Here is an 11,824-nt window from a genome sequence, read left to right as displayed (position 1 = left end):
GGCTACCGGGGGAGCATCGGGTGCCCCAGCTCTTCGCGCTGGGCGGCGTAGAGCCGGGCGATCTTGGAGGCCAGATTGCGCACCCGGCCGATGTAACCGGTGCGCTCGGTGATGGAGATGGCCCCGCGCGCGTCGAGCAGGTTGAACGTGTGCGAGCACTTCAGGCAGTAGTCGTAGGCGGGCCAGGGCTGCCCGGCCTCGCACAGGGCCAGGCACTCGGCCTCGTAGCGCCCGAAGAGCTCCAGCAGCATGGGCGCGTTGGACAGCTCGAAATTGTAGCGCGACTGCTCGATCTCGTTCTGGTGATGGACGTGGCCGTAGGTCACCTCGCCGTTCCAGGACAGGTCGTAGACGCTCTCCTTCTCCTGGAGGTACATGCACAGCCGCTCCAGGCCGTAGGTCAGCTCCACGCTCACCGGGGCGAGATCGATGCCGCCCACCTGCTGGAAATAGGTGAACTGGGTGACTTCCATGCCGTTGAGCCAGACCTCCCAGCCCAGGCCCCAGGCGCCCAGGGTCGGCGACTCCCAGTCGTCCTCCACGAAGCGGATGTCGTGGGCGGCGGGGTCGATGCCCAGGGCCCCCAGGCTTTCCAGGTACAGCTCCTGCACGTTGTCCGGCGAGGGCTTCAGGATGACCTGGAACTGGTAGTAGTGCTGCAGGCGGTTGGGGTTCTCGCCGTAGCGGCCGTCGGTGGGCCGGCGCGAGGGCTCGACGTAGGCCGTGCGCCAGGATTCGGGGCCGATGACCCGGAAGAAGGTCGCGGGGTTGAAGGTGCCCGCGCCGACCTCGATGTCGTAGGGCTGGTGCAGCACGCAGCCCTTCCCGGACCAGAATCGTTGCAGGGTCAGGATGACATCCTGGAAATGCATGACAGCTCCTTGATTGGCAAGCCCGGGCCAGGGGCGGCCCGGAGGGGAAAAGACCGGCGGGGCCTGCGGCCCGCGCCCGGCGTCACACGCGGCGGAAGCGGCCGTCCTCCCAGGCCAGGCCCAGGTGGTAGCGCACCAGCGCGTCCACGGCGTCGAAAACCCTGCGCCGCGAGGCGGCGGGCGCCGCGGCGTCGGCCCAGCGGCGCACGCTGCGCATGCGCACGGTTTCCAGCAGCTCCACGGTCCAGGCGTCGAGCACGACGCGCCGTCCGGAGCCGTGGGCGTGCTCGGCGCAGGCCACCACGCCCTGCTCCACCAGAAGCGTCGGCGCAGCCGCAGTTCTTAAGTCTTTTCCGCAGCGAGGGCAAGCGCCAAACCCCGGGCCGTAGCCCTGCAAAAAGACCACCTTGGCCCGAAACAGCAGCGGCAAAAGCGCCGAAAGGTCCGTGCGGTCCTCCATGAGCTCCAGGGTCTCGGCCAGCAGGGCGAAGGACTCCTCGGAGCCGTCGGGGCCCTCGAAGACCGCCTCGTAGAACTTCACGCAGTTCACGGCGGGGCCCAGGCGCGCGGGGTCGGCGCGCAGCCCCGGGCAGCCGCGCACCAGGCGGCCTTCCATCAGGTAGAGATAGTCGCCGCGCCCCGAGCGGTGGAACTGGAACTCCACGCAGTTCAGGGGGTCCAGGCAGCCCATGAAGCGGCGGCGGCTCTTGCTGCCGCCGAAGGCGAAAGCCGTGAGCACGCCGTGGGTCGGCGTAGCCAGCCGGACCCAGAGGTCGATCTCGCGAAAGGAGCCGACCTTGAGGATGAGGGAGGTTTCGGTGAAATCCATGCCTGCCCCCCCGTGCGCGGGGCCGGGCGGACGCGCCCGGACACCCCGCCCCGGGGCGCCGCCGACGCTGCGGGCGGCCCGCTACGGGGCGGTGAAGTTCAGGGTCCGCACCTGCCCGGACTGGGCCTGGAGGGCGACCTTTTCGCCGTTGAAGGTCACGCTCACGCCGCCCGCGTTGCCCAGCTTGAGCTCCAGGTCCTTGCGGAAAAACAGGGTGTGCGACTGGCCGGGCTGGAGCACGATGTCCACCGCGGCGGCCCGGTCGCCGTCGGCCTTGGCGAAAACCCAGCACGCCTCGCGGGCCGTGACCACCAGCCGCTGGGCGCCCTTGGGCGCCTGCTGCTCGGGTGCGGCCTGGGCGGCGGCAGGGGCAGACGCAGCGGGCGCCTGGGGCTGGGCCGGAGCGGACGCGGCGGGCGCCTGGGGCTGGGCCGGGGCCGAGGGCTGGGCTGCGGCAGGGGCAGCGGGCGCCGGGGCGGGCGCGGCAGCCTCGGGCTGGGCGGGGGCCTGCTCCTGGGCGCCCTGGTCGGGCTGGGCCGGGGCAGCGGGAGCATCGGCGCCCTGGGGCGCCTCGCCCTCCCCGGGCTGGGGGACGGCCTCGGAGGGCTGCGACTCCTGGCCCTGGCTTTGCTCCTGGCTCTGCTCCGGTGCCTGCTCCTGGGGCTGCTCCTGGGCGGCGGGCTGTTCCGCCGGGGCCGGGCGGGAGGCCTCCTGGCGCGAGGTCAGCAGGAACACCCCGCCAGCCAGCAGCACGATGGCCAGGATGCCCGCCAGGAACACCCCAAGCCCCGACTTGCCACGCCGGGGCGGCAGGATCTCCTGGTCAGGCCCGTCCAGGCTGGGCTGGGGCACGCTGACATTGTCCTCGGCCACGAACTGCTCGGCCATGACGGCCACGCAGGTCTCGGGGTCCAGCCCCACCAGCCGCGCGTAGTTGCGCACAAAGCCCTTGGCGTAGACCGGGTGGGGCAGCCGCGAGGGGTCGCCCGCCTCCAGGGCCAGGACGTTGGTCTTGCTGATCTTGGTGCGCTGCACCACGTCGGCGATGGAGAGCCCCTTGCGCTCGCGCTCGGCGCGGAACAGCTCGCCCAGTTCCTTCAGATTCATCCGTAGTCACTCCCTGTGGCCGCAGCCGTTACAGCTTGATCTCGATGACGGCGTCGGCGCGCAGTTTCTCCATGTACTCGGAGAAGCGGGCCTCGGCCTGCTCTCCGAACAGCCGGTCGCGGATCTCCTCCATGACCTCTTCCAGGGGCCGGGTCTGGCCGCTTTGCAGCTCGTCCACGCGCAGCAGGGCGGTATGGCCGCGAAAATCGAAGGGCTTGGTCATGTCGCCGGGGCGCAGCCCTTCCAGGGACTCGTGCCAGTCCGGAGCCAGGTCGGCCCAGGCCACGCGGCCCAGGGAGCCGCCCTGCCCCACGCCAGGCCCCCGGGAGTAGAGGTTGGCCGCGTCGGCAAAGGTGATCTCGCCCTTCTGGATGCGCTGGCGCAGGGCCTCGGCGTCGTCATTCGAGGGCAGCAGGATCACCGACAGGCCGATCTCCTTGTCCTTCTGGAAGCTGTCGATATGCTTCTCGTAGTAGGCCTTGACCTCCTCGTCGCTGACCACGACCTTGCGCCGGACCATGAAGCCCAGCAGGCGGTGCTTGAGGATGTCCTTGCGCACGCTGTCGGCGAACTGCTCGCGGGTCATGCCCTCCAGCAGCAGCTGCTTGTCGAAGTCCTCGGCGGTCATGGCGTTCTGCTTGTAGAAGCGCTCCACCGAGCTCTGCACCTCGGCATCCGTAGCCGTGAGGCCGAGCTTCTCGACTTCCTGGTTGATGAGCATCTCGTCAACGATCTTCTGCAGCAGGTCGGAGCGCATCTTGACAATGGCGGCCTTCTCCTCCGCCGTCAGTTCGCGGCCCCGGAAACGGTCCAGCAGCGGGCGCATGTGCTGGTTCAGCTCGAACATCGTCACGGCCTGGCCGTTGACCACGGCCACCACGCGGTCCACCACCTCGGCGGCGCCCACGGGGCAGGCCGCCAGCAGGACGCCCAAGACGAGAAAAAGGCGCAGTATCGGCTTCAAATCATGACTCCTTGCGAGGCTGCGGGGCGGGGGGCCGCCCCCCGTTGCGCCGCGCCGCCCGGGGGCGGACGGCTCCTTGCCGAGTGTTACAGGCATTGGCCGGGCTTGGCAACGCGCCGCCCGGGCCTAGTTGTTCTTGCCCGACGCGTCGGGCACGACCTTTCCGTCCACGCCGGGGGGCAGCACGGTTTCGCGTTCCTCGGGCGGGGTGTCGGCCTCGGGGGGCGTGTCGCCGTCCGGGCCGAGCTCGCCGTCGGCGGGAATGTCGGTCTCGCCGCCCTGCTCTTCCAGCCCCTGCGCCGGGGTGCCATCTTCCCCCTGCCGGTCGTCGGGGTCGATTTCCAGCAGCGGGGTGACGGTGATCCGGGCCACGGCCATCTGGGCGTCGAGCCAGGCGCTGAAGGCCTCCACGAGCTTGCGGTCCAGCAGCTCGCGCTCGATGAGCGGATAGGCCTGGGAGGGGTCCAGGGTCTGGGCGGGGATGGTTTCGGAGAAGACCAGGGCCTCGAAGCCCCGCCGGGTGGTGAGCACCGGGCTGGCCTCCCCGGGCTTGAGCCCGCCCAGGGCGTCGCCCCAGTCCTTGGTCAGCCGGTCCTGGCGCATGACGATCTCGCGGGTGGCGATCTGGTCGAATTCGGCGGCCATGGCCTCCAGGGACCCGCCACCCTTGTAGGACTCCAGCGCGTTTTCCACCACGTCGCGGCTGGGCCCGCTCACGCGCACGAAGCGCACGCGCTGGGGCATGTAGAAGTCCTGCATGTGGTTTTGGTAGTACTGCTCGGCCTCGCGGTAGTCGATGCTCACACCCGGGCGCAGGACCTCGGCGAAAAACTTCTCCACCGACAGCCGCGCGCGCAGCTCGTCGCGCCAGAAATTGATGTCGATGTACTCCTCGACCAGCACTTCCTCGAAGGCGCCCTCGGGGTAGTCGGTGCGGATGTTGGCCTCCGCGGCGGCGAGCTCCTCGTCGGTGACGGCCAGACCCTTGGCGGCCAGGGTCTGGAAGATCAGCTCGCGGATGACCAGCTCGGACAGGGCCTGGCCGTACTCCTCCTTGAGCCGGGCCACCGAGGGGTTGACGGCGGCGATGCCCAGCTGGTCGAAGTCGTGCTTGAACTGGAGCTGATGCAGGGTGATGGGGCGGCCATTGACCCGGGCGACCACGCCCAGATCCTCCTGCTTGGGGTCGCAGGCGGCAAGGGCCATGGCCACGCACAGGGCCAGCAGTGCGGCCAGGGGCGCAAGACGGGAATATCGCATCGGCGGCAAGCCTTAGTTGTCCACGTGATCTGAGGTTTCGGGTGTTGTAGCCCCGGGGGCCAGACCGGTCAACGTCTTTCGCATGGCCTCCAGGGCCCGGCGCACCCCGGAGCCCGCATCCACGCGCAGCTCCAGCCGCCCCGGGGGCAGCAGCCGCGCGGCGTCGGCGTGGCGCTGCACCCAGACCACCATGGCCTCGGGCGGCACCGCCGTGGCGCCTTCGGCCCACGAGAGCACGATGCGCCCCGGGGCCACCTCGGCCTTGGCCACATGCAGGCGCCCCAGCAGGCGCTTGAGGCGCAAGACGGCCACGAAACGCTCCACGGCGGCGGGCAGGGCCCCGAAGCGGTCGCGCATCTCCAGGGCCAGATCGTCCAGGGCCGCGCCGTCGCGCGCCGAGGAGAGGGCCTTGTAGTAGCGCAGCCGCTCGCGGGTGTCGGGCACGTAGGCCTCGGGGATGTGCGCCTCGAACAGGATGTTCAGCTCGGGGCTGGTGTCCTGCACCAGCTGCTCGCCGCGCTGGCGGCGGACCTCCTCCTCGAGCATCTCCAGGAACATGTCCAGGCCGACCTTGGCCATGGTGCCCGACTGGACCTCGCCCAGGATGTTGCCCGCCCCGCGCAGGCGCAGGTCCTCCATGGCCACCTGGAAGCCCGCGCCCAGGTAGTCCATGTCCAGCACGACCTGCAGCCGCTTGCGCGACAGCTCGGGCAGCCCGTCCAGGGAGGGGATCACGAAGTAGGCGTAGGCCTGGCGCGAGCTGCGCCCCACCCGGCCGCGCAGCTGATAGAGCTGGCCCAGGCCGAAGTGCTGGGCGTTGTCCACCACCAGGGTGTTGGCGCGCGGGAAATCCAGGCCCGACTCGATGATCGCCGTGCAGACCAGGATGTCCAGCTCGCCGTGCCAGAACTTGTGGATGGCCGCCTCGAGATCGCGCTCGGGCATCTGGCCGTGGGCCATGCCGATGCGCGCCTCCGGGGCCAGCTCGCGCACGAACTCCACCACCCGCGGCAGGCTCTGCACGCGGTTGTGGACCCAGAACACCTGCCCCTGGCGGGCGATCTCGCGCTCCAGGATGGTCTTGAGCGGGCCCTTCTCGCGCTCCAGCAGCGAGGTCAGCACGGGCTTGCGGTCCAGGGGCGGGGTCTCCATCACCGACAGCCCCCGCAGGCCGGACAGCGACAGTTGCAGCGTGCGCGGGATGGGCGTGGCCGTCAGCGCCAGCACGTCGATATCCTTGCGCATCTGCTTCAGGCGCTCCTTGTGCTTCACGCCGAAGCGCTGCTCCTCGTCGAGGATGAGCAGGCCCAGGCGCGGCAGGTCCACATCGCGCGAGAGCAGGCGGTGGGTGCCGATGAGGATGTCCACCTCGCCGCGCGCGGCGGCGGCCAGGATGGTCTTCTGGCGCGCCGGGGGCACGAAGCGGCTGAGCATGGCCACATGGATGGGATAGCCCTCCAGGCGGCGCTGGAAGTTCAGGAAATGCTGCTCGGCCAGCACGGTGGTCGGGCAGAGCAGCGCCACCTGCCGCCCGGCCATGGCCGCCCGGAAGGACGCGCGCAGGGCGACCTCGGTCTTGCCGAAGCCCACGTCGCCGCACACCAGGCGGTCCATGGGCTCGGGGCGGTCCATGTCGGCCATCACGTCGCGGATGGCCCGGTCCTGGTCCGGGGTCTCCTCGAAGCCGAAGCTGGCCTCGAACTCGGCGTACATGTCGTCGGGCGGGTCGTAGGCGTAGCCCTTGGCGATGCGCCGGTAGGCGTACATCTCCACCAGCTCCCCGGCGATCTTCTCGATGGCCTTGCGGGCCTTGGACTTGGAGCGCGCCCAGGCCGGGCCGCCGAGCTTGTCCAGCACGGGGCTCGCGCCCTCGGGGCCCTTGTAGCGCTGGACCACGTCCAGCCGGTCCACGGGCAGGTAGAGCTTGTCCTCGCCGGAGTAGACCAGCAAAAGGTAGTCGTTGCCCACCCCGCCCAGCTCCAGGCGGTGCAGGCCCTCGAAGCGCGCCAGGCCCCAGTCGCGGTGCACCAGCAGATCGCCGGGGGTCAGCTCCTCGTAGGTGCGCAGGCCCTTGAAGTCGCGGTCCACCCCGGCGGCGCGCTCGCCGCGCACGGGCTGGAGCACGTCCTCGGAGAGGAACAGCGCCTGGTTCCAGGCCAGCTCCACCCCGCCGCGCAGGGGCGACACCAGGGCGAAAAGCCCCTTGTCGCCGGGGTGCAGGGCCGTGGCGGGCGCCACGCCCTCCTGCCCGGCCAGGGCCAGAAATTTCTTACGCGACTGTTCGGTGCGGAAGCTCAAGACCACCTGCGGGCGCTCGCGGGCCCAGCGTTTCAGGGCGTCCAGCAGGGCGTGCCACGGGCGGTCGCGCTCGGCGGGCTTCCAGAACAGGTCCTCGAAGGCGTGCAGCTCCTTTTCGGGCAGTTCCACGCCGTCCTTCTTCTCGCCGATGGTCAGGTCCTCGAAATGGATCTGCTCGGCGTCCATCCAGGTGCCCCTGGCGCGCTCGGCGCTTTCCAGCACCTGGGCCCGGGGCGCCTTCCAGCCCTGGCGCTCGGCCTCCTCGTCCAGGCGCCCGCTCCAGGCCCATTCCAGCTCGTCCACCCGCGTGCGCAGGTTGCCCGCGCCGCACAGCAGGTACACCGCGCCCTGGGGCAGCCAGCGGCCCAGGGCCGTGGCCCGCGCGCCATAGAACAGCCCGGGGCGGATGTCGCCGCGCAGGCCGTCGAGCCTGCGCAGCAGGTCCTGCTCGGCCTGGGCGGGCAGCTCGCCCACCCCGCGCAGCTTGCGCCAGCCCTCGCGGGCCGTCTCGCACAGCGCGGGGGTGAGCACGGCGGGGGCGGCGGGCAGGATCACGGCCTCGGTCAGGTCCGTGCGCGAGCGCTGGGTGTCGGGGTCGAAGGTGCGCAGGTCCTCGAGCACGTCGCCGAACAGCTCCAGGCGCAGGGGCCGGGCGTAGCCCGGGGCGAACACGTCGAGGATGTCGCCGCGCATGGCCATCTCGCCGGGCCGCGAAACCACGGGCGCCCGCTGGTAGCCCCACAGGGCGAGCTGCTCCAGGATGGATTCGGCCAGGACCTCCTCGCCCTTGGCCAGGCGCAGGTGGTGCGTATCCAGCACGTCGCGGGCGGGCCAGCGGGGCAGCAGGTTGTCCACGGTGAGCAGCACGCCGCGCGGGCCCTGGCCCGAGGCCAGCCCGTAGAGGGCGGCCCAGCGCGCGGCCCAGCGCGAGGGGTCCGACGACTGCACGGGATAGGGCGGAAAGACCACCCAGGGCGAATCGGGGAACTCGCGGCCCCCGCCGGGGGTCAACAGCTCCAGCAGGGCCTTGAGTTGCAGCAGCTCGCGCGTGCCGGGCACGACCACGACCACGCTGCGCCCGCCGGCCAGCAGCCCGGCGGCAACGCTGGCCTGGGTTCCGGGGCCGGACTTGTAGACCCGCACGCTGCGCGGGCCACGGCCCGACGCCGCCCGGGACACGGTGTCGGGCTCGACGAATTGACGCAGGGCGGGAGGAAAAATCACCACGGCAGCTCCTTGGGCGGCACAGCGAAAAGCCGCCGGTTCCGCACGGGGCGGAGCGGCGGCTTCGTGGCCGCTTTCGCGGCCCTAGGTACGGCACTTCGGCTGCGGCGTCTAGACCAGGGAGAGCACGTCCTTTTCTTCGCCGGACAGCAGCCGGTCCAGGTCGAGCAGGATGAGCAGCCGGTCCTCGAGCTTGCCCACGCCGCTGATGTACTCGGACTCCAGGCCCGCGACCACGGGAGGCGGCGGTTCCACCGTGTTGGCGGGTATGCGCAGAACCTCGGAGACGGAATCGACCACGAACCCGACGATCATGTTGTTGATCTCGATGACGATGATCCGGGTGTGCTTGTCGTGGCCCCTGGTCTCCAGGCCGAACCGCTTGCGCAGGTCGATGATGGGAATGACGTTGCCGCGCAGGTTGATGACGCCCTCGACGAAATCAGGTGCCTTGGGGACCCTGGTGATCTCCATGGTCCGGATGATCTCCTGCACCTTGAGGATGTCCACGCCGAACTCCTCTTCGCCGATGCTGAACGTGACGAGCTGGATCAGCTCGGCGTCCTGTTTCTTCTTCTGGTCCATGAGTCGCGCTCCTTCCGGGAGGGTGCATCCAGATGGTTCGGGAACCGGGCGTGTTCCCTCTCAATGCCCCATGATTACATTTGAACGAAAAACGTTGCAAGATTTTTTCAGCTCCGCACGCCCTCTCGCCAAACGGGTTGCGCTTCTGGTCCCGCTCCTGTAGTCTCCGGTGATACCAGCCGCGCGCCACCCAGGAGGTCAGCACCGCATGGCGAATTTCATCCCCCAGGCCCACCACTTCCCCCTCGAAGAGCAGATCAAGACGCTGGGCGACGACGAGCTGCTCGACTTCTGGGAGGAGACGCAATTCCTGGAAAAGATGCTTGGCGAGGAGTTCGACTCCGGCGAAGCCCCGACCCAGGAATACGAACGCATCATCCTGCAGGAGCTGCAATTCCGCTCCTGCAAGCGCGGCCTGGGCGTGTAGCCCGGCCCCAGGCGCCCACGCCCCTCCAGGCCCCGGATTCCGCAAGGACCGGGGCCTTGCTGTTGCCTGCGCGCGGGGCGTGGTGTATCTGCGGCAGGAAGCCGCCCCCGCATCGGCGGGGCGCACGGCCCTCCCGCAAACCCCGCAACCCAGGACAGCACCCGCATGGGCATCGCATCCGACATCATCCTCGTGGTCGTGGCCGCACTCTTCGGCGGGCTGGTGGCCCAGCGGCTGCGCCAGCCGCTGGTGCTGGGCTACATCCTGGCGGGCATCCTCGTCAGCCCGCACACCGGGCTGGTCACGCTGTCCAGCGTCCACGACATCGAGCTGCTGGCGGAAATCGGCGTGGCCCTGCTGCTCTTCGCCCTGGGCCTGGAATTCTCCTTCGAGGACTTAAAGCCCGTGCGGCGCATCGCGCTCATCGGCACGCCGATCCAGATTCTGCTGGTCACGGCCATGGGCTACGGCATCGGCCGGGGCCTGGGCTGGGAGTGGCTGCCCTCGGTCTGGCTGGGGGCCATGCTGTCCCTGTCCAGCACCATGGTCATCCTGAAGACCCTGGAAAGCCAGGGCTGGATGGGCACCCTGTCCAGCCGGGTCATGATCGGCATCCTTGTGGTCCAGGACCTGGCCCTGGTGCCGCTGCTCATCATCCTGCCCCAGCTCGGCACCCCGGAGGGCGGGCTGTCGGCCCTGGCCTGGGCGGGGTTCAAGTCGGCCCTGTTCCTGGGGCTGATGGTCGTGGCGGGCACGCGGGTCTTCCCGTGGCTGCTGGGCCGGGTGGCCCGGGCAGGCTCGCGCGAGCTGTTCCTGCTGACCATCTGCGCCATCGGCCTGGGCGTGGGCTACGGCACCTACCTCTTCGGCCTGTCCTTCGCCTTCGGGGCCTTCGTGGCCGGCATGGTGCTCAGCGAGTCCGACTTCGGCTATCAGGCCCTGGCGGACATCCTGCCCCTGCGCGACGTATTCGGCCTGCTGTTCTTCGCCTCGGTGGGCATGCTGCTCGACCCCGGCTTCCTGATAGACAATCTGGGTATCGTGCTGCTGCTCACAGGGCTGGTCTTCCTGGGCAAGGGCACCATCATGGCCGGGCTGACCAAGGTCTTCGGCTACGGCAACGTCATTCCCCTGGCCGTGGGCCTGGGGCTGTTCCAGGTGGGCGAGCTGTCCTTCCTCATCGCCCGCGCCGGGCTCGAAGCCAGGGCCATCAGCCAGGACCAGTACTCCCTGCTGCTGACCACCACGGTGCTGACCATGATCCTGACCCCGTTCACCTCGCGGCTGACCGCCCCGCTCTACGCCCTGGTCCGCCGCTTCAGCGGGCGCGCGCCGCTGCAAACCGTCAACCTGCCCGAATCGGAGCTGACCGACCATATCATCATCGTCGGCCACGGGCGCATCGGGGGGCTGGTGTCCCGGCTGCTGGCGCGCCAGGGCATCCCCTACGTGGTCATCGAGTCCGGGCACCGGGCCATGGTCATGGCCAAGGACGCCGGGGTGCCGGTGGTCTACGGCGACGCCACGCAGGAGATCGTCATGGAGGCGGCCAACCCCGAGGGGGCCAAGCTCGTGCTGGTCACCCCGCCGGACTTCTCCACGGCCCGGGCCGTGGTGGCGCGGCTCACGGAGCAGCACCCCGAGCTGCCGGTCATCGTGCGCGCGGCGGGCCAGGAGCAGCAGCTGGCCCTGCTGGAGATGGGCGTGCGCGAGATCATCCAGCCCGAGATGGAAGCCGGGGTGGAATTCGCCCGCCAGAGCCTGTTGCGCCTGGGCATGCCGCCCACGGACGTGCAATTGCTCACCGACGAGCTGCACCGCGAGATGTACGCCGCCCTGTACGAGGGCACCCCCGGCTACGAGGCCGCCGCGCGCATGGGCGCCGCCCGCGACCTGCTCTGCGTGCACTGGGTGCGCGTGGCCCCGGGCAGCCCGGCGGCGGGCCGGGCCATCAAGGACCTGGCCGTGCGCACACGCACCGGGGCCTCCATCGTCGGCGTGCTGCGGCCCGAGGGCTTCACGGCCAACATCGGCCCCGACGACGCCCTGCACCCCGGCGACATCGCCGCCGTCATCGGCACCCGCGAGCAGACCAAGGCCTTCCGCGCCCTGGTCGCCCCGCCCGCCGGGGAGCATCAGGCCCGCCCCGCGCCCGCGCCGGAAACGGCCTGAGCCTGCCCGGCACCCGCCCGGCGGACAACGCACAAGCCCCCCGCGACGCGCGTCGCGGGGGGCTTGTGTCGTTCCAGTCGTGGGCC

General features: G+C 70.3%; 9 protein-coding genes. 2 read left to right on the top strand and 7 right to left on the bottom strand.

The window, feature by feature from the left end; all coding sequences use genetic code 11:
- Positions 1 to 2: 2 nt before the first annotated feature.
- The 7 genes from glyQ to G495_RS0106755 all read right to left on the bottom strand — a co-directional run bounded on the left by glyQ (position 3) and on the right by G495_RS0106755 (position 9,139).
- Positions 3 to 872, bottom strand: coding sequence for a glycine--tRNA ligase subunit alpha (gene glyQ, locus G495_RS0106785; protein WP_028587188.1), 870 nt, complete (start codon positions 870 to 872; stop codon positions 3 to 5).
- 82 nt (positions 873 to 954) lie between these two features.
- A complete protein-coding gene (recO, locus tag G495_RS0106780; RefSeq protein WP_028587187.1) occupies positions 955 to 1,701 on the bottom strand; it encodes a DNA repair protein RecO in 747 nt (248 codons plus the stop codon).
- Positions 1,702 to 1,782: 81 nt separating this feature from the next.
- Entirely contained in the window at positions 1,783 to 2,808 is a 1,026-nt protein-coding gene (locus G495_RS22780; protein WP_051445146.1) for a helix-turn-helix domain-containing protein, read from the bottom strand.
- A 28-nt stretch (positions 2,809 to 2,836) separates the two neighbouring features.
- Positions 2,837 to 3,772 carry a peptidyl-prolyl cis-trans isomerase gene (locus G495_RS18030; protein WP_051445145.1) on the bottom strand — a complete coding sequence of 312 codons (936 nt, stop codon included), beginning with the start codon at positions 3,770 to 3,772 and terminating at the stop codon, positions 2,837 to 2,839.
- 126 nt (positions 3,773 to 3,898) lie between these two features.
- Complete coding sequence (locus G495_RS18025) at positions 3,899 to 5,032, bottom strand: peptidylprolyl isomerase (RefSeq protein WP_051445144.1); 1,134 nt, start codon at positions 5,030 to 5,032, stop codon at positions 3,899 to 3,901.
- 12 nt (positions 5,033 to 5,044) lie between these two features.
- Complete coding sequence (gene mfd, locus G495_RS18020) at positions 5,045 to 8,554, bottom strand: transcription-repair coupling factor (RefSeq protein WP_425387603.1); 3,510 nt, start codon at positions 8,552 to 8,554, stop codon at positions 5,045 to 5,047.
- A 111-nt stretch (positions 8,555 to 8,665) separates the two neighbouring features.
- Positions 8,666 to 9,139, bottom strand: coding sequence for a chemotaxis protein CheW (locus tag G495_RS0106755; RefSeq protein WP_028587186.1), 474 nt, complete (start codon positions 9,137 to 9,139; stop codon positions 8,666 to 8,668).
- 208 nt (positions 9,140 to 9,347) lie between these two features.
- Here G495_RS0106755 and G495_RS0106750 point away from each other — a divergent pair, with 208 nt between their 5' ends.
- Complete coding sequence (locus G495_RS0106750; RefSeq protein WP_028587185.1) at positions 9,348 to 9,566, top strand: hypothetical protein; 219 nt, start codon at positions 9,348 to 9,350, stop codon at positions 9,564 to 9,566.
- 165 nt (positions 9,567 to 9,731) lie between these two features.
- Entirely contained in the window at positions 9,732 to 11,738 is a 2,007-nt protein-coding gene (locus G495_RS18015; protein ID WP_051445143.1) for a monovalent cation:proton antiporter family protein, read from the top strand.
- The last annotated feature ends 86 nt before the right edge of the window (positions 11,739 to 11,824 follow it).

The sequence above is a fragment of the Desulfocurvus vexinensis DSM 17965 genome (genome assembly GCF_000519125.1).
Taxonomy (GTDB): domain Bacteria; phylum Desulfobacterota; class Desulfovibrionia; order Desulfovibrionales; family Desulfovibrionaceae; genus Desulfocurvus; species Desulfocurvus vexinensis.
The sequence above is the reverse complement of the archived record's forward strand: the minus strand, read 5'-3'. Positions and strand labels throughout refer to the sequence as shown.

Coding starts and splice junctions, on each gene's coding strand:
- glyQ (WP_028587188.1), bottom strand. CDS start 872: ATGCATTTCCAGGATGTCATCCTGACCCTGCAACGATTCTGGTCCGGG.
- recO (WP_028587187.1), bottom strand. CDS start 1,701: ATGGATTTCACCGAAACCTCCCTCATCCTCAAGGTCGGCTCCTTTCGC.
- G495_RS22780 (WP_051445146.1), bottom strand. CDS start 2,808: ATGAATCTGAAGGAACTGGGCGAGCTGTTCCGCGCCGAGCGCGAGCGC.
- G495_RS18025 (WP_051445144.1), bottom strand. CDS start 5,032: ATGCGATATTCCCGTCTTGCGCCCCTGGCCGCACTGCTGGCCCTGTGC.
- G495_RS0106755 (WP_028587186.1), bottom strand. CDS start 9,139: ATGGACCAGAAGAAGAAACAGGACGCCGAGCTGATCCAGCTCGTCACG.
- G495_RS0106750 (WP_028587185.1), top strand. CDS start 9,348: ATGGCGAATTTCATCCCCCAGGCCCACCACTTCCCCCTCGAAGAGCAG.
- G495_RS18015 (WP_051445143.1), top strand. CDS start 9,732: ATGGGCATCGCATCCGACATCATCCTCGTGGTCGTGGCCGCACTCTTC.